Source organism: Kitasatospora sp. NPDC002965, from assembly GCF_040611255.1.
Classification (GTDB): domain Bacteria; phylum Actinomycetota; class Actinomycetes; order Streptomycetales; family Streptomycetaceae; genus Kitasatospora.
This window is the reverse complement of sequence record NZ_JBEXNT010000126.1, coordinates 1-17,602: the sequence shown is the minus strand read 5'-3', so window position 1 is coordinate 17,602 and position 17,602 is coordinate 1. Positions and strand designations below refer to the sequence as shown.

The 17,602-nt window shown below is 75.1% G+C and carries 15 protein-coding genes; 5 read left to right on the top strand and 10 right to left on the bottom strand.

Translation table 11 applies throughout. The features are described from left to right. Positions 1-235: 235 nt before the first annotated feature. Positions 236-2,170, top strand: a complete 1,935-nt coding sequence (locus ABZY91_RS33535) for an anthranilate synthase family protein (RefSeq protein WP_355406936.1) — start codon at positions 236-238, stop codon at positions 2,168-2,170. 108 nt (positions 2,171-2,278) lie between these two features. Here the strand turns inward: ABZY91_RS33535 and ABZY91_RS33530 are convergent, their stop codons facing one another. The 3 genes from ABZY91_RS33530 to ABZY91_RS33520 all read right to left on the bottom strand — a co-directional run bounded on the left by ABZY91_RS33530 (position 2,279) and on the right by ABZY91_RS33520 (position 5,167). After that, positions 2,279-2,971, bottom strand: coding sequence for a response regulator transcription factor (locus tag ABZY91_RS33530; protein ID WP_329882176.1), 693 nt, complete (start codon positions 2,969-2,971; stop codon positions 2,279-2,281). A gap of 91 nt (positions 2,972-3,062) precedes the next feature. After that, a complete protein-coding gene (locus tag ABZY91_RS33525; protein ID WP_355406933.1) occupies positions 3,063-4,268 on the bottom strand; it encodes a DUF5931 domain-containing protein in 1,206 nt (401 codons plus the stop codon). A 38-nt stretch (positions 4,269-4,306) separates the two neighbouring features. Beyond that, positions 4,307-5,167 carry a lysophospholipid acyltransferase family protein gene (locus ABZY91_RS33520; RefSeq protein ID WP_329952018.1) on the bottom strand — a complete coding sequence of 287 codons (861 nt, stop codon included), beginning with the start codon at positions 5,165-5,167 and terminating at the stop codon, positions 4,307-4,309. 232 nt (positions 5,168-5,399) lie between these two features. Between ABZY91_RS33520 and ABZY91_RS33515 the strand changes: the two genes are divergently transcribed. Both ABZY91_RS33515 and ABZY91_RS33510 read left to right on the top strand, forming a co-directional pair. After that, positions 5,400-6,194 carry an alpha/beta fold hydrolase gene (locus tag ABZY91_RS33515; RefSeq protein ID WP_355406931.1) on the top strand — a complete coding sequence of 265 codons (795 nt, stop codon included), beginning with the start codon at positions 5,400-5,402 and terminating at the stop codon, positions 6,192-6,194. Positions 6,195-6,204: 10 nt separating this feature from the next. Then, entirely contained in the window at positions 6,205-6,987 is a 783-nt protein-coding gene (locus tag ABZY91_RS33510) for a hypothetical protein (RefSeq protein ID WP_355406929.1), read from the top strand. A 94-nt stretch (positions 6,988-7,081) separates the two neighbouring features. Here ABZY91_RS33510 and ABZY91_RS33505 read toward each other — a convergent pair whose 3' ends face one another. From ABZY91_RS33505 to ABZY91_RS33485, 5 genes are all read right to left on the bottom strand, one after another. Further along, complete coding sequence (locus tag ABZY91_RS33505; protein ID WP_355406927.1) at positions 7,082-7,825, bottom strand: endonuclease/exonuclease/phosphatase family protein; 744 nt, start codon at positions 7,823-7,825, stop codon at positions 7,082-7,084. Positions 7,826-7,944: 119 nt separating this feature from the next. Further along, the gene (locus ABZY91_RS33500; protein ID WP_329952014.1) at positions 7,945-8,889 is read right to left on the bottom strand and encodes an ROK family glucokinase; all 945 of its coding nucleotides are present in this window, start codon (positions 8,887-8,889) and stop codon (positions 7,945-7,947) included. Between the two features lie 304 nt (positions 8,890-9,193). Continuing rightward, a complete protein-coding gene (locus ABZY91_RS33495; protein ID WP_355406925.1) occupies positions 9,194-9,664 on the bottom strand; it encodes a DUF5304 family protein in 471 nt (156 codons plus the stop codon). Positions 9,665-9,749: 85 nt separating this feature from the next. After that, the gene (locus ABZY91_RS33490; RefSeq protein WP_355406923.1) at positions 9,750-10,925 is read right to left on the bottom strand and encodes an ArsA-related P-loop ATPase; all 1,176 of its coding nucleotides are present in this window, start codon (positions 10,923-10,925) and stop codon (positions 9,750-9,752) included. Between the two features lie 26 nt (positions 10,926-10,951). Further along, complete coding sequence (locus ABZY91_RS33485) at positions 10,952-11,422, bottom strand: SRPBCC family protein (protein ID WP_329952011.1); 471 nt, start codon at positions 11,420-11,422, stop codon at positions 10,952-10,954. Positions 11,423-11,764: 342 nt separating this feature from the next. Between ABZY91_RS33485 and ABZY91_RS33480 the strand changes: the two genes are divergently transcribed. Then, complete coding sequence (locus ABZY91_RS33480; RefSeq protein WP_355406921.1) at positions 11,765-13,558, top strand: AMP-dependent synthetase/ligase; 1,794 nt, start codon at positions 11,765-11,767, stop codon at positions 13,556-13,558. Between the two features lie 77 nt (positions 13,559-13,635). Here the strand turns inward: ABZY91_RS33480 and ABZY91_RS33475 are convergent, their stop codons facing one another. Next, positions 13,636-14,772 carry a glycosyltransferase family 4 protein gene (locus ABZY91_RS33475; RefSeq protein WP_355406919.1) on the bottom strand — a complete coding sequence of 379 codons (1,137 nt, stop codon included), beginning with the start codon at positions 14,770-14,772 and terminating at the stop codon, positions 13,636-13,638. Positions 14,773-15,016: 244 nt separating this feature from the next. Here ABZY91_RS33475 and ABZY91_RS33470 point away from each other — a divergent pair, with 244 nt between their 5' ends. Continuing rightward, complete coding sequence (locus tag ABZY91_RS33470; protein ID WP_329952008.1) at positions 15,017-16,441, top strand: glycosyltransferase family 87 protein; 1,425 nt, start codon at positions 15,017-15,019, stop codon at positions 16,439-16,441. Between the two features lie 51 nt (positions 16,442-16,492). Here the strand turns inward: ABZY91_RS33470 and ABZY91_RS33465 are convergent. Then, positions 16,493-17,602, bottom strand: a 1,110-nt coding sequence (locus ABZY91_RS33465; protein ID WP_355406917.1) for a hypothetical protein, incomplete at its 5' end; no start/stop codon positions are given.

The window sequence follows — 17,602 nt, the reverse complement described above, 5'->3', positions numbered from 1 at the left end:
CAAATTTCCGGTGATCCTCCTCACCCGGCCACCCGTGCCATCCGCTAGGCTCGATCCCGTGAACGCACCGCGCACCTCCTCCTGGTGGTGGGCCGACCCCCTGGGTGGCCCACGTATCGCGCGTTCCTAGACGAACACGACGGCCGCCCCTCGGGGCGGCCGTCGGCGTTTCAGCGGACGACCCTCCCGGGAGCGGATTCCAGCACCGCAACCGACCCGGAAGGAACGCCGCACCGTGACCAGCGCCGCCGATCTCCTCGCCCGTCTCACCGGCCCCGACGCACCGGCCTTCGCCCTGCTGCACCGCCGCACCCCCCGCACCGCCCCGGACACCGTCGAGGTCCTGCTCGGCACCGTCGGCCGGTACGACCGGCTGGCCGACCTGCCGGTCCGCCACGGCGTCCCCGCCGACGGCCCCGTCCACGACCTGCTCGCGCTGGTCCCCTACCGGCAGATCCGCGAACGCGGCTTCGAGGCGCACGACGACGACACCCCGCTCCAGGCGCTCTCGGTCACCGAGCAGTACGCCGTGCCGCTGGCCGACCTGGCCGACGCCCTCCCCCGGTCCCCCGTCACCCTCACCGGCGGCGCCTTCGACATCGCCGACGACGAGTACGCCACGATCGTCCGCCGGGTGATCGAGGACGAGATCGGGCGCGGCGAGGGCGCCAACTTCGTCATCAGGCGCGACTTCACCGCCACGCTGGAGGACTTCTCCCCCGCTCTGGCGCTCACCCTCTTCGGCCGTCTGCTGGAGCAGGAGCGCGGCGCCTACTGGACCTTCCTGGTCCACACCGGCGAACGCGTCCTGGTCGGCGCCTCGCCCGAGGTGCACGTCCGGCAGAGCGGCGGGACGGTCGTGATGAACCCCATCTCCGGCACCTACCGCTACCCGGCCGCCGGCGCCGACCTCGACTCGCTGCTCACCTTCCTCCACGACGCCAAGGAGCTGGAGGAGCTGACCATGGTGGTCGACGAGGAGCTCAAGATGATGTGCACCGTCGGCGACCTCGGCGGTCAGGTCCTCGGCCCCCGGCTCAAGGAGATGTCCCACCTCGCGCACACCGAGTACGAGCTGCGCGGCCGCACCTCGCTGGATGTCCGCGAGGTGCTCAAGGAGACCATGTTCGCCGCCACCGTCACCGGCAGCCCGGTGCAGAACGCGACCCGGGTGATCCGCCGGTACGAGCGCGGCGGGCGCGGCTACTACTCCGGCGCGCTCGCCCTGATCGGCCGCTCCGCCAGCGGCGGCCAGCTGCTCGACTCACCGATCTGCATCCGCGCCGCCGACATCGACCCGGCCACCGGCCGCCTCGCCGTCCGGGTCGGCGCGACCCTCGTCCGGCACTCCGACCCCGACTCCGAGGTCGCCGAGACCCACGCCAAGGCGGCCGGGGTGCTCACCGCGATCGGCGCCCGCCCCACCCCCTCCCGGCGCCCGGGCCCGACGGGCCCGCGGCTCGGCGACGACCACCGCGTCCAGGCCGCGCTGGACGCCCGGCGCGCCGGGCTGGCCCCGTTCTGGCTGCGGATGCAGCAGCCCGCGCAGGTCACCGAGGAGCTGGAGACCCTGGTGGTCGACGGCGAGGACACCTTCACCGCCATGCTGGCCCACCTGCTGACCTCGCTCGGCCACCGGGTCACCGTGGTCCGGTACGACGAACCCGGCCTGCGCGCGCGGGTCGCCGCCCACCCCGGCCCGCTGGTGCTCGGCCCCGGCCCCGGCGACCCGGCCGCCGACGACGACCCCAAGATGGCCGTGCTGCGCCCGATCGTCACCGACGCGCTCGCCGCCGTCCGGGCCGGCCGGCGGACCGCGCCGCTGCTCGCCGTCTGCCTCAGCCACCAGCTGCTGTCGGCCGCGCTCGGCCTGCCGCTGGCCCGCAAGGACGTGCCCTACCAGGGGGCCCAGGAGACCGTCGACCTCTTCGGGACCAGGCGGACGGTCGGCTTCTACAACACCTTCACCGCCCGCTGCTCGGCCGAGGACGCGGCCCGGCTGGCCGCCGAGGGCGTGGAGGTCTCCCGCGACCCGCTGACCGGGGACGTGCACGCGCTGCGCGGACCGGGCTTCGCCGGGCTCCAGTTCCACCCGGAGTCGGTGCTCACCCGGGAGGGCGTGGGGATCGTCGCCGGGCTGCTGCGCGACGCGTCGGCCGTCACCCGCTGACCCCGCCCCGGGCGGGGGCCCGCCGCAGCGCGCCCCCGCCCGGTCCGCACGCGGCCGCCGCACGCCCCGTCAGGTCCCGTCCGGTCCCGTCAGGCTCCGGGCGCCGGGTCAGATCTCGTCGTCCAGCCCCTGCTCGATCGCGTACCGGACCAGCTCGACCCGGTTGTGCAACTGGAGCTTGCCCAGGGTGTTCTGGACGTGGTTCTGCACCGTGCGGTGGGAGAGCACCAGCCGGTCGGCGATCTGCCGGTAGGACAGGCCCTTGGCGACCAGTCGCAACACCTCGGTCTCCCGGGCGGTGAGCTGCGGGACGGCGGGAGCCGTCGGGGCGGCCGGCTCGGCGGCCAGCCGGCGGAACTCCCCCAGCACCAGCCCGGCCAGGCCCGGGGTGAAGACCGCGTCGCCGACGGCGGTGCGGCGCACCGCGTCCAGCAGCTCCTCCCGCCCGGCCGACTTGACGAGGTAACCGGTCGCGCCGGACTTCACCGCCTCCAGCACGTCCGCGTGCTCGCCGCTCGCGGAGAGCACCAGGACCCGCACCGTCGGGTCCTGGGCGACCACCTGACGGCAGGCCTCGGCGCCGGACAGTCCGGGCAGGTTGAGGTCGAGCACCACCACCTGCGGGGAGCAGGCACGGGCCCGGCGGACGGCCTCCTCGCCGTCACCGGCGGTGGCCACCACGTCGAAGCCGGACTCGGCGAGATCGCGGGAGACGGCGTCGCGCCACATCGGGTGGTCGTCCACCACCATGACCCGCACCGGCCGGTCGGCCGGCTGCGGGTCGGTCGGTCGGTCGTTCATGGTCGGCACCCTCTCAGGGCAGGTTGCACGGACGGGCGGAAGGTCTTCCGGAAGCCGCGGGAGCCACCCCGGGACCGGGCGCGCGGCGCTCTCACCGGACGCCGTGCGGAACGTCCCGCACACCGCTGCGCGGGACACGGAGCTCGACCTCGACGCCCTCCCCCGGCGACGAGTACAGCTCGGCCGTGCCACCGAGGTCCAGCAGCCGGCCACGGATCGACTGGGAGACGCCGAGCCGCCCGGCCCGCTCCGCCTCGCCGAGCCGACCGGGCGCGAAGCCCGGGCCGTCGTCGCGGATCGACACCGTGACGGCCTCCGGCTCGTCCTCGACCAGGATCCAGGCGCCGGCCCCGGGCCCCGCGTGCCGGCGGACGTTGTCCACCGCGGCCCCGACGGCGGCGGCCAGCTCGCCGGCGGCAGCGGCGGGCAGCAGCACCGGTGTGCCGGGCGCCGAGAGGGTCACCCGCTCGCCCGCGTAGGGGGTGAGCAGGTCGCGCAGGTCCTGCGGCTGCGCCGGCTCGCGCTGGGCGGGCAGCGGACCGCCGCTCATCAGCGTGCGCAGGGCGCGTTCCTGCTCCCCCGCCAGCCGGCCGAGCTCGGTGAAATCGGCTCCCCCGCCGGGCTGTTCTGCGCCCCGGCGCTGGACGAGGGCGAGCACCTGGAGCACCCCGTCGTGGATGTCCCGGGAGAGCCGCTCGCGCTCCCGGGTGGCCGCCTCGACCTGGAGCGCCCGGGTGAGGGTCGCCTCGCTGGCCCGGGCCAGTTCGATGACGTAGCCGATCGCGCAGCCGGCCACCATGAGCAGCACGATGTTGTGGATGTTGTCCCCGGTCGGGCCCCCGTGGCCGAGGATGTTGGCCACCCCGATCACCGAACCGGCCGCCGCCGCCCAACGCCAGCCGCCGCGGCCGGCGAAGCCGAGCACCGTGCCGGCCGCCCAGATGGTCGGCAGGGTGGGCGCACCGTGGCTGATCCGGGACGGCGCGTCGGTCAGCCCGCTCATCACGATGCCGGTGACGGCGAGCGTCAGGTCGGTGCCGAGCACGTACCAGGTGCAGCGCAGCGGGCCGGAGAAGGCGCGGGTGGAGGCCAGCGTCCAGAGGGTCAGCGCCCCGAGGTAGATCCAGCCGGCGACGGGGTGCAGGAACTCCAGGTAGGAGTTGAAGTACCGGATCAGGGCGTAGGCGAGTGCCAGCACCCGGAAGAAGGAGATCGCCCGCCAGAGCGGGTGTTCGACGGACATGCCGCCGGCCGCCACGGCCCCGCCGACCGCCCCGGTTCTGCCGTCGTCCGCCATCCCCGCTGTCCTCCCCCGACGCCCGGCCGGTGCCCTGCTCAGGCCGGCCCGGTCTCCTTCTGCTGCTGGTCCTGCGCCTGTCCGGCGGCCTTGTCGGCCTCCGCCTGCTCGCTCTTCTCCGTCTCGGCCTTCTCCGTCTCGGCCTTCTCGGCCTTGGCGGCGGCCTGTTCGGCCTTCTGGACCGCCTTGCGCTCGGCGTCCGCACGCTTCTTGTCGTCGGCGATCTGCCGCTTGGCGGCGGTCGCGTAGACGTCCACGTACTCCTGGCCGGAGAGTCGCATGATCTCGTACATCACCTCGTCCGTCACCGAACGGAGGATGAACCGGTCGTTCTCCATGCCGTGGTAGCGGGAGAAGTCCAGCGGGCGGCCGATCCTGATGCCCGGGCGGATACCGAAGTTCGGGACCACCTGGCCGGGCGGCTGCACCTTCTCGGTGTCGATCATCGCGACCGGGATGACCGGCGCACCGGTGGCCAGCGCGACGCGGGCCAGACCGCCGACCTTGCCGCGGTACAGCTTGCCGTCGGGCGAGCGGGTGCCCTCCGGGTAGACGCCGAACAGCTCGCCGCGGTCCAGCACCGCGATCGCGGAGCGGATCGCCGCCTCGCCGGCGCCGCGCACGCCCGAGCGGTCCACCGGGAGCTGGCCGACGCCCTTGAAGAACGCCGCGGTCAGCCGGCCCTTGAGGCCCGGGGTGGTGAAGTACTCGGCCTTCGCGATGAAGGTCACCCGACGCTTGATCAGCGCGGGGAAGAAGAAGGAGTCCGAGAAGGAGAGGTGGTTGCTCGCGATGATCGCGGCACCCTCGGTGGGGATGTTCTCCTCACCCTCGATCCACGGCCGGAAGAAGATCCGTAGCAGTGGCGCGACGATCATCTTCATCAGTCGGTAGAACAACCCGGGCCTCCTGTATTGCGGACCGGTCGATCCTAATGCCCTTCGGTGCCCGCCCGTGCCCCGCCCCGCCCCGCCGGGGTGTCCGGCGGGGTGTCAGGCGGGGGTGTACGGCGCGGGCGGGCCCGTGGGACGATGCGGTTTCCGCAGCCTCCCGTACCGGTGCACCGACCAGCGCGCACCGGCACGGGCCGGCGTCACCTCTCCAGCGTCCCCGCCCGCGAAGGAGCCCGCCATGCCGCTGCTGCCCGGCGCCGAACCGTACCGCCACCCGGGCGGACCGGTGGGCGTCCTGCTCTGTCACGGGTTCACCGGCACGCCCCAGTCGCTCCGCCCCTGGGCGGAGGAGCTGGCCGCGGCCGGGCACACCGTCGCGCTGCCGCTGCTGCCGGGGCACGGCACCCGTTGGGAGGACATGCAGCAGACGCGGTGGGAGGACTGGTACGCCGAGGTCGAGCGCGAGCTGCTGACACTCGCCGCGGAGTGCGAGCAGGTCTTCGTGTGCGGGCTCTCGATGGGCGGCGGGCTGGCGCTGCGGCTGGCCGCGGTGCACGGGTCGGTGATCTCCGGCCTGGTCCTGGTCAACCCGTCGGTGCGGTCGGACAACCCCGCGAGTGTGCTTCTGCCGGTGCTGCGGCACCTGGTCCCGAGCCTGCCCGGGGTGGCCGACGACATCGCCCGCGCCGGGGCGGCCGAGCTGGCCTACGACCGGACGCCGCTGCACGCCGCCTGGTCGCTGAGCCTGCTCTGGAAGGACGTCCAGCACCGGCTGCCACAGGTGACCCAGCCGGTCCTGCTCTTCCACAGCCCGCAGGACCACGTGGTCTCGGCGGCCAACTCCGAACTGGTGCTGGCCCGGATATCCTCGACCGACGTGGCGGAGCGGCTGTGCCAGCGCAGCTACCACGTCGCGACGCTGGACCACGACGCGGCGGAAATATTCGCGGCCAGCCTGGACTTCATCCGACGGCTGGCTCCCGCGCAAGCGGCGGGCGTCACCCGGGTGGAATCCGACGATCACCAAGGCTGAAGGGCCGGAAGTGCACGAGAGCAGCACGGCGGGCGGCGGGGACGAGTCACCCCGCGAGGACGGCGCGGCCACCGACGGCGCGCGGCCGGGCGGCGAGCCGGCCGGCGGCGGGAAGACAGACGGCGGGAAGGCCGGCAGCGGGAAGGCCGGCGGCGAGCAGCCGGACGGCGGGCAGGCGGGCGGCGACGAGGCCGGTACCCGTACGCAGGGGGGCACCGCGGACGCGCAGGACGCCGGGGCCGCCGAGCCGCCCCGGGTGCGGCGCGCGCCCGAACGCAGCCAGGCCGAGCAGGACGAGATCTTCGCCGCGCTGGTCGCCCAGTTCGACGACCCGGTCGACCTCAACAACCCGAACTGGCCGGAGATCGAGAACCTCCGGGCGCGGGGCGAGCTCAAGGGCGGCTTCAAGGACGGCGGCGGCCCCGCCGAGCCGGGCGACCTCGCCGACCTGGCGCCCCAGCCGCGTCCCCGCTCCAACCGGCCGGTGATGCCGGCCGCCGGGTCGGGCCCGCGCGACTTCGAGCTGACCGAGGGGACCGAGGAGGACCACTTCGTCCCGCCGGAGCCCCCGCCGCTGCCGACCGCCGACACCACCGCCAAGTTCGCCTGGCTCGCCGTACTCGGCGGCCCGGCCCTGCTGCTCTTCGACGCGGTGGTCTGGCGCGAGGTCTCCGGCTGGCCGGCCTGGCTCGGGGTGGCCGCCTTCCTGGGCGGCTTCGCGACGCTGGTGGTCCGGATGAAGGAGCACGACGAGGACGAGCCCGAGGACCCGCACGGCGGCGCCGTCGTCTGATCCGGCCGGGTACCGGCCCGACGCGGGCCGACCCCGGCGGGCGCCGACCGGCGCTGGCCGGCGCTGGCCGGCGCTGGCCGGGTGCCGCCGCGCGTCAGCCCGCCGGCAGCTCCAGGACGGCGAGTACCGGCAGGTGGTCGGTCGCGGCCCGCAGGTCGGCCCCGGTGACGCCGGGCAGCCCGTGCGGGACCCCGCAGGCGAGCACCCGCACGCCCGGGGTGGCGAACACGGCGTCGAGCCGCTGGTAGGGGTTGTCGGGGACGGACGTCATCTCGCCGCCCCACGGCGCGACCGCGTACCCGTCCTGCAGCCGCCCGGCCAGCATCCGCCAGCCCGGCCCGTCCGGGTGCTCGTTGAAGTCGCCCGCCACGACGCCGGATCCGGCGTACCGCAGCTGTTCGGGCAGCAGCCCGAACTGCCGGAACCGCTCGTCCGCGTCCAGGCTCAGGTGGCAGGTGGTGACGGTGAACGGCGCCGCACCGGGGGTGCGGAGCAGCGCGGTGGCGAAGCCGCGCGCGTGCAGCCCGCGGGTCTTCGGCAGCAGCCGGTCGTGCACGGCCAGCACCTCGACGCCGGGCCGGCCGAGCAGCAGCGGGCCGGCGGCGATCCGGCCGCCGCCGGAGAGGATCACCGTCCCGGTCCGCCGGGCCAGCCACGCGGCCTGCCCCTCGGGCCGCCAGTAGCGGGGCGACTCCTGGACGCAGACGACGTCCGGCGCGCAGGCCCGGATCACCCGGACCAGGGCGTTCCGGTCGTCCCGCAGCGAGCGGACGTTGTAGCTGAGCAGCCGCAGCCGGCGCGGCCCGGGCGGCGGCAGTTCGGCCGGTCCGGTGGTCATGGCGGTCCTCCCCTGGGGCGTCCTCGGGGACGACCGTACGGCAGGACGCGGCCCCGGGGGCCGGAAACACGACGGCGGCGGCCCGGGCGGGCCGCCGCCGTGCGCGGAGGAGCGAGGGGTCAGATCGTGCGGGCCAGGTCGGCCGCGCCGGCGATGCCGGCCGCCGAGCCCGTCGACGAGAGCACCACCTCGGCGCGGGGGCGGTGCACGCCACCGGTCAGGTACTGCTCGAAGGCCTTGGCGACCGGGTCGAGCAGCAGCCGGCCGGAGTCGGAGACGCCGCCGCCGAGCACGAAGACGCCCGGGTCGAAGAGCGCGGCGAGGTCGGCCATCCCCCGGCCCAGCCAGTCGGCCAGCTCGGCGTAGCACTCCAGGGCGAGCGGGTCGCCCTCCTCGGCGGCCTGGGTGATGTGGATGCCGCGGATGGTCTCGGCGACGCCGTCGTTGAGCTCCAGCATCCGCTTGCCGCGGAGCGGGTCGGCGGCCGACTTCTCCCGGCCGTACCGGCGCAGCGCCCGGCCCGATCCGTACTGCTCCCAGCAGCCCTTGCCGCCGCAGCCGCAGGGCAGGCCGTCCGGGACCATGTTGAGGTGGCCGATCTCGCCGGCCACGCCGAACCGGCCGCGGTGCAGCCGGCCGTCCAGGACGAGGCCGCCGCCGATGCCGGTGCCGACGGTGATCAGCACCATGTCGGAGTGCCCGGCGGCCGCGCCGTAGCGGTACTCGGCCCAGGCGGCGCAGTTCGCGTCGTTCTCGACGACCGCGGGCAGGCCGGTGAGCTCCTCGATCCGGCCGCGCAGCGGTTCGTCCTCCCAGTCGATGTTGGGGGCGAAGATCACCGTGGAGCGGTCGCGGTCCACGAAGCCGGGGGCGCCGATGCCGGCCGCGGCCACGTCGGGGTACTGCTCCTTGAGCTCGCGCACGGCCTGCGCGATGGCGTCGACCGCCCACTGCGGGTCGGCCGGGGTCGGCACCCTGGTCCGGGCCAGGATCTCGCCGGCCTCGTCGACCACGCCTGCCGCGATCTTGGTCCCGCCGACGTCGACGCCGATGGTCAGAGCCATGTGTCCCTCAGCTATTCACTCGATCCCGCTGGACGGAACGCTACCGCCCAACCCTGCCCCCGTACACACCGTCGCATACATTAACCGAAGACAATCCGACCAGGACGCGCCCGATCCCCTTCAAAAGTCGTACATTTTCTCCGGTGGCGTCACAGGCCGAAGCCATCGGATGACCAGGGCGGCACCAGGGGTTCACTGCTTGTCGGACGGCCCCTCAGGCGTGGCGGGCCCGACCGGGGCGGCCGGAGCGCCCGCGAGGCGACGGAGGGTGGGCGGGAGGCCGCGGACCGTCGGGCGCGCCGGGCTACTCGGGTGCGCCGGGCCGTCCGGGCACGTCCGGCTGCCCGGGCGCGTCGGGAGCGTCGGAGGTACCGGGAGTGTCGGAGGTACCGGGAGCCTCGGCCGAGCCGGGAGCGTCGAGGTCGACCCGCTCGCTGCGGGCCGGCTCCCCCGCGGTCCAGCGGTGCTCGTGGCCGGCCACCGCGGCCCGGTAGGCGGCGAGCAGCTCGGTCCCGGCTGCGGCCAGTCCGGTGCCCGCGGCGGCGAGGTGGCCGTACACCTCGGGCTGCTTCTCGCGCAGGCGGTCGGCCATCCCGGCGAGCGAGATCAGGGTCTCGGCGCTCGCCTCCTGCGCCTTCCCCCCGACGGCGGCGGCGAACCGGCGGACCTCGTCCACCAGCGGGCCCAGCTCCGGCCCGAACGGGTGCGCCTGCGGGCCGTCCCCGCCTGGGCCGTCCTGCTCGGTGGTGGGCTCGGTCCGGTCGGTGGTGGTCATCGCGGGCGCCTCCTCAGCTGTGGTGGCCGCGTCCACGGCCACCGGTCCCGACGCTACCGGACCACCGGGAACGCCCCGACCGGCCTCAGCTCCGGGGCCAGAGCGCCGGATCCGGCGCGAAGCGGACGGTGAGCGCCCCGTCGTGCAGACCCGCGCCGGCGACGGTGCAACGGCGCAGCGCCGACGGCAGGGTGAGCACCCGTCGGTGGGCGCCGAGTCCGACCACCAGTTCATCGCCGCGCCGGACCAGGTCGAGGTCCGCACGTTCGGAGCCGGGCAGGGCGAGGTGCCAGACCAGCAGCCCCTCGGCGGCCAGCCGGTCCTCGACGGTCCAGGGCTCGGCCGGGCGCGGCTCCGGACCGGGGCCGGCCCCGTAGAGGCGGTCGGCGACGGCCTCCAGGGTGGCCTCGGCGAACCCCGTGGTCAGCACCGGAACGCCGTCCGAGGCGGCGGCCAGTTCGGCCAGCTCCTCCCGGCGGCGGCCGGCCAGCGCGGCCAGCCACGGGTCGGGCGAGTCGACGGCGCCGTCCGGCAGCGCACCGTGCACCACGACGGCGTCCGGCCGGTGGCCGTACAGGGCCAGCCCGGCCCTGATCCGGCGCAGCCCGGCGAAGGGGTGGGCGTCGGCGGCGGTGACCAGCCGGACGGTGGTGCCGGGCGCGGAGATCGCGGCGCGCGCCTCGGCGAGCGCGCCGGCCGCCTTGCCGCGGGCCTCGTATAGCCAGTCGGCGGGCATCGGCACGCCGGCGAGGCCGGCCAGCAGCGGGCGCAGGGCCCGGGCGGCCTGCCGCTGCTCGGGCGCGAGCCGGGCCAGGTAGCGCTCCAGCTGCTCGGGCAGGGCCAGGGTGGCGATCAGGTCGGCGGGCGGCGGGGCGAGCACGACCAGCACGTCCGCGTCGGCGGCCGGCAGGGCGCGCAGCAGCGCGAGCCGCGCGGTGCCGGGGAGGGCGGTGAGCTCCTCGGGGTCGAGCGGATCGGCGCCGAGCAGGTCGAGCGCGGGCTTGAGCCGGCCGCCGACCACGTCGAGGGCGCGCCGGAAGGCGGCCTGCTCGTCGATCCGGGCGACGGTGAGGCCGGGCGCGTAGGGCTCGGGCGCGGACTCCAGCCGGGTACCGAGGACGGCGTCCAGGGTCCGGTGCGGGTCGTCGGCGGCCAGCAGCAGGGTGCGCCGGCCCTGCCGGGCGGCGTGCAGGGCGGTGGCGGCGGCCACCGTCGGTGCCGCCGTGTCGCCGCTGACCAGGATGGTGCGTGTCGCCGTCATGCCGTACTGCCCCCGTTCGCCCGCCGTCAGCCCTCGACGGTGCTGGTGGTGCCGGTGGTGCCGGTGTCCTCGACCCGCTTCTTCAGGCCGGCCAGGGCACGGTCGATGATGACCTTCTCGGCCTTGCGCTTGATCATGCCGAGCATCGGGATCTTGACGTCCACGGCGAGCTGGTAGGTGACCTCGGTGCGGTCGGTACCGAGCGGGGCCAGGGTGTAGGAGCCGTCCAGCGAGCGGAGCATCTGGCTGCGCACCAGCGTCCAGCCGACCTCGCGGTCGCCGTCCCAGTTGTAGGCGAGGACGTGCTCGTCACGGATCGCGCCGGCGTCGAGCAGCAGCCTGACCTGTGCGGCGCGGCCGTTCTCGGCGGTCTCCAGCACCTCGATCTCCTTGACCTCACCGGTCCAGGCCGGGTAGGCGGCGAAGTCGGCGATCACGGCCATGACCGCCGCCGGGGTCGCGTCGATGGTGATGCTCGACCTGGTGTGCTCCGCCATGGAATGGCCCTCCGCGTCGTCCCTTGCTGCCGTCCCGGCCGAGCCTGCTCGGTCGGGTGCGCCCGGAGCAGGCTATCGCGACCGGCGATCTCCGCCGCCCGCGGTCCGCCGCCCGGCCCGCCCCGCGGAGGGCGGGCGGGGTCGCCCTCCTGGGCCGGGCCGGTGGCTACCGGCCGGTCACCCCGGGGCTGTCGTAGGGTGCCATTCGAACGACCGGGTCCCGACCTGGTCGGACGGGTCAAGGTGTGACACTTCGAACACCGGGGCCGACCCCCCTGGTCGAAGCCGCCTACCGGGCAGTAACGTCCTGCCGTCCCGCAGCGTCGCGAACGAGGAGCAGTCTTGCTCGACTTCAGCCTTCCGGCCCTCTACCAGGTACCGAGCGGCGGTAACCTCTCCGACCTCGTGCACCAGAACGCCGAGCGGCACCCCGAGGTCGTGGTGCTCAGCCGCAAGGTGGACGGCCGGTGGCAGGAGTTGACCGCCGCCCAGTTCCTGGTCGAGGTGCACGCCGCCGCGAAGGGCCTGATCGCCACCGGCATCCGGCCGGGCGACCGGGTGGGCATCATGTCCCGCACCCGGTACGAGTGGACCCTGCTGGACTTCGCGATCTGGACGGCCGGCGCGATCACCGTGCCGGTGTACGAGACCTCCTCCGCCGAGCAGGTCGAGTGGATCCTCGGCGACTCCGGGGCGGTCGCCGTCCTGACCGAGACCGCCGCGCACGCCGCGGTGGTCGAGACGGTCCGCGAGCGGCTGCCGGAGCTGGCGCACACCTGGCAGATCGAGGACGGCGCGCTGGCCGCGCTGGCCGAGGCCGGCCGCAGGGTCACCGACGCGACCGTCACCGAGCGGCGCTCGGTGGCCACCGCCGACTCGGTCGCCACCATCGTCTACACCTCGGGCACCACCGGCCGCCCGAAGGGCTGTCAGCTGACCCACGCGAACTTCCTGGCCGAGTGCGGCAACGTGGTGGAGCGCCTCGCCCCGCTGTTCCGCACCGGCGAGAGTTCCGTCCTGCTCTTCCTGCCGCTCGCGCACGTACTCGCCCGGATCGCCGAGATCGCCCCGGCGATGGCCCCGATCAAGCTCGGCCACGTCTCCGACATCAAGGACGTCACGGCGGAGCTGGCGTCCTTCCGCCCGACCCTGATCCTGGGTGTGCCGCGGGTCTTCGAGAAGGTGTACAACACGGCGCGCGCCAAGGCCCAGGCCGACGGCAAGGGCAAGATCTTCGACAAGGCCGCCGACACCGCGATCGCGTACAGCCGGGCGCTGGACGCCGGCGGCGCCGGGCTGCTGCTCAAGCTGAAGCACGCGGTCTTCGACAAGCTGGTCTACAGCAAGCTGCGGGCCGCGCTCGGCGGCCGTGCGACCCACGCGATCTCCGGCGGCGCCCCGCTCGGCGAGCGGCTCGGCCACTTCTACCGGGGCATCGGCTTCACCGTGCTGGAGGGCTACGGCCTGACCGAGACCTGCGCGGCCACCGCCTTCAACCCGTGGGACAAGCCGAAGATCGGCACGGTCGGCCAGCCGCTGCCCGGCTCCGCCGTACGGATCGCCGAGGACGGCGAGGTGCTGTTCAAGGGTCCGCAGGTGTTCACCGGCTACTGGAACAACCCGCAGGCGACCGCCGACACCCTGAAGGACGGCTGGATCTCGACCGGCGACCTCGGTTCGCTGGACGACGAGGGCTACCTCACCATCACCGGCCGCAAGAAGGAGATCATCGTCACCGCGGGCGGCAAGAACGTCGCCCCGGCGGTGATCGAGGACCGCATCCGGGCGCACGCACTGGTCGGCGAGGTCATGGTGGTCGGCGACCGCAAGCCGTTCGTCGCCTGCCTGCTCACCGTGGACGAGGACTTCTTCCCGAAGTGGAAGGAGCTGAACGGCAAGCCGGCCACCGCCACCGTGGCCGAGCTGCGCGAGGACGCGGACCTGCTGGCCGCCCTGCAGTCCGCGGTCGACGACGGCAACGCGGCCGTCTCGCACGCCGAGGCCGTCAAGAAGTTCCGCCTGCTGGACACCGTCCTCTCCGAGGAGAGCGGCCACCTGACGCCCTCGCTCAAGCTCAAGCGGAACGTCGTGCTGAAGGACTTCGCGGCCGACGTCGAGTCGATCTACCAGCGCTAGGACTCGCCCGCCCCCGTCCGGCCCGGTCACCGGTACGGCCCGCCCCTCGGAACGACGGGGCGGGCCGTCCGGCGGCGTCAGCCGGCCAGCAGCGAGGTCAGCCGCCCCGCCAGGAGGTCCCAGCGCCAGGAGCGGTCCACCCAGCGCCGCCCGGCCTCGCCCATCCTCCGGCGCAGCTCCTCGTCCTTCAGCAGCCGGACGATCCGCTCGGCCGCCGCCGCGGGCGAGCCGCCCGGTACGACGTAGCCGGTCTCGCCCTCCAGCACCGCGTCCGGCGCGCCTCCGGAGTCCCCGGCCACCACCGGCAGCCCGGTCGCCGAGGCCTCCAGGTAGACGATGCCGAGGCCCTCGACGTCCAGCCCGCCGCGGCGGGTGCGGCAGGGCATGGCGAAGACGTCCCCGGCGCCGTAGTGGGCGGGCAGCTCCTCCCAGGGCACCGAGCCGGTGAACCGCACCGAGGGGCGCACGCCCCGGGCGTCCACCAGCTTCTCCAGCTCCGCCCGGTACGGGCCCCCGCCGACGACCAGCAGGACGGCGTCCGGCACGTCGGCGAGGATCTGCGGCATCGCCTCGATCAGGGTGTCCTGGCCCTTGCGCGGCACCAGCCGGGAGACGCAGACCACCACCGGACGGCCCGCCAGGCCGAGCCGCTCACGGACCGCGGCGCCGCCGGAGTCCGGGTGGAAGGTCCGCTCGTCCACGCCGGGCGGCAGCTGCACCATCCGCGCGGCGGCCGTCGGCCCGACCGCGTCGGCGATCCGGGAGCGGGTGTACTCGCCGAGGTAGGTGAGGGTGTCGGTGCCTTCGCCGATCCGGCGCAGCAGCTGCCGGGCGACCGGCAGTTGGGCCCAGGCGGCCTCGTGGCCGTGGGTCATCCCGAGCAGCCGGCCGGCCCCGGCCCGGCGCAGCGCGGGGGCCATCAGGCCGAGCGGGGCGGCGGCGCCGAACCAGACCGAGTCGCACCGCTCGGCCCGGAGGATCTCGGCGGCCCGCCGGGTGACCCGGGGTGTGGGAACCATCACCTTCGTCCGGTCCCGGATCACCGGGAACGGCTGCTCGGCGTCGAACCGCGCCACCTCGCCGCCGTCGCGCCAGCTGGAGGCGTACACGACGACGCTCCCTGCGGGCTGACGGACGGCCATGTTGTGGACGAAGGCCTGGATGCCGCCGGGCCTGGGCGGGAAGTCGTTGGTGACGATCAAGGTCTTGTGCATCAGGCGACGGCTCGCTCGGTCGGGGGGTGCTCGGTGTACCGCTGGGTGATCCGTACGATAGGTCAACACCATGACCCGCCGGGAACGGAACCGCGCACGGCAACCGTTCCATCCCCGGGTCTGTCCTAGAACCTAGGCGGCCGGTGCGGCCTGGCCGGCGGACGGCGCCGGCCAGGCACCGGCGGCCCGGGCGTCCGTCGCACGGCGCCTCCGGTGGGACGTCCGAGACGAACGAGGGAGCGCAGTGGAGTTGGCCCCGGCCACCGAGTCCGGTTCACCCATCGGCGTCGCCGGCTCCGGCACGGCGCTGGCGGTCCGGCAGGGGCCCGTCCAGGGCCCTGCGCGCCCCTCCGGGCGGGCCGGGGCGCTGCTCGCGCTCGGCGGGAGCTGGGTGGCCTCCCGGGCGCTGCTGCTGCTCCTGGTGACCGGCGTGCTGCGGATGCCCGGCGGGGACATCACCGCCGACGTCTGGATCATCTACCACGCCTGGTACGGCGTCCTGCAGACCGGCACCTTCCCGCTCGACGACGTCACCTGGCAGTACCCGCCCGGCGCCGCCCTGGTGATCATGCTGCCGGGGCTGCTGCCCTGGTCGTACCTGGTGTCGTTCTGGGTGATCTGCGGGATCGCCGACGCGGCCGCGATGGCCCTGCTGGTCCGCACCGGCCTGCGCAGGGGCCGGGCGCTGACCGGCGCCTGGGTCTGGGTGGCGGGCGTACCGCTGCTCGGCCCGATGATCTACAACCGCTACGACGTGATCGTCACCGCGATCGCGGTGGCCGGCCTGCTCGCGCTGATCCGCCGTCCGGCCGTCGGCGGGCTCCTGCTGGGCCTCGGCGGGATCATCAAGATCTGGCCGCTGTTCGGCCTGATCGGCACCCCGTCCGGCCGGCGGACCCGTCGTTCCTGGACGGCCGCCGCCGCCACGACCGCGGCGATCGGCTTCCTGCTGGCCGCCGGGATGAACGGCGCGTTCAGGTTCCTGACGTTCCAGAAGGACCGCGGCATCGAGGTGGAGTCGGTCGGCGCGCTGCCGATCCACTTCGCCCGGATCGCCGGTGCCTGGGACGGCAAGGTGCTGATGAACTACGGCTCCGTCGAGATGCTCGGACCGTGGGTGCCGGTGGTCTCCAAGGTCATGCTGGCCGGCTCGGTCCTGGGCTTCGGCTGGCTGCTGCTGTGGCGGTTCACCGCCCGCCGGCGGAACGCGGCCACCATGTACGACGCGGCGCTGGCCGCCCTGCTGATCTTCACCGTCACCAGCCGGGTGATCAGCCCGCAGTACCTGGTCTGGCTGGTCGGCGCGGCCGCGGTCTGCCTGACGGTGCGCGGCACCAGCCAGCGGCCGGTCGCCCTGCTCGTCCTGGCCGCGACGCCGCTGACCCTGGTGGAGTTCCCGCTGATCTTCGGCGACGTGGTCGACAGCAAGCCGACCGCGATCGCCGTGCTGACCCTGCGCAACCTGCTGCTGCTGGCCGCCACCTGGGTCTCCTGCGTCCGGCTCTGGCGCTCCACCCGGCGCGCCGAGCGGCTCCCGGCCACCGTGGTGCTGCCCCGCCCGGAGCAGGTCCCGGCCGCCGCCTCCGCCTACTCGGTCCGTCCGGGCATCGCGTACGAGCAGGACCTGCTGGACGGCATCGACCGGCCCACCGCCCGCAGCGAACGCTGACCGGGGCGGACGGCCGGCGGCTCCGGCCAGCTGTCACCGGGCGGCCCGTGACTACCCCGCCAGGCCCCGTACCTCGGTGAGCCAGAGCCGGGTGAACTCGGCCAGCCCGAGGCCCAGCCCGTCGCGGAGGAGCCCGTCCAGCCACGCCTCCCGGTCGGCCCCCGGGCCGGCCTCGCCGACCGCCCGGTAGAGCGCCACCAACCGCTGCGGCCCGTACCGGCGCGCGATCAGGTCACAGGCCAGCCAGGCCTGCTCGTAGGCCTGGGCGATGCCGCCGGCGCCGGCCGTGAAGTCCCCGTCCCCGGGCAGCGCGACGGGCACCCTCCCGGCGGCGACGTCCCGGGCCAGCTCGGGGGCTATCCGCCGGGCCGGGCGGCCTGAGTCGCGGTACCCGGTCCAGTCGGCGACCCCCTCGGAGAGCCAGAGCGGCGTCCAGGCCCGGGTGTCGGCGCGGGTGGCCACGTGCACCGCCTCGTGCGTGGTCACCACCTGCCGGCCGAAGTCGCTCAGCCGCCCGTACGCCCCGGGGTTGACCACGATCCGGTCGGCCGGGGCGTGCCGCGGCGCCCCGGGGGCCGCGACGGTGACCGCCGCCATCCCGGACCAGCCGGGCGAGCCGCCCGCCACCAGCCGGGCGAACTGCTCCTCGGTGGCCGGCAGGTGGAACAGCAGCCGGCCCGCCCAGTCGCTGCCCCAGAGCGCCTCGACCGCCGGGACGGCGCGGTCGCCGGCGGCGGCCAGCGCGGCCAGCGCGGGCGGATCCGCCGGGCCGAGCACCAGGCAGCGCTCACCGGCGGCGGCCCGGACGGCACCGAGGTCCCAGAGCGGGGGCGGGCCGTCGAGTCCCTCCTCCCGCTCCACCCGTCGGTCCCCGGCACTCCCGGCCAGCGTCAGCCGGCGCGGGTACACCACCGGCTGCTCGTCGTACCCGGTCACCGTGACCGCCAGCTCGGCGGTGGCGGAGCACCGACCGGCCGGGTCCACCGGGCCGAGCAGCAGGTTGCGGTAGACCGCCCGGACCGGCAGCGCGGGCGGCCCCTCGGTCAGTGCCCGGGCCCGCTCGTCCAGCGCCGCGAGGACCGCGGCGTGCTCGTCGGCCGCGGCGGGCGCCGGTGCGGGCCGGCCGGCCCCGGGCCGCGCGAGCGGGGCCAGACCCGCGGC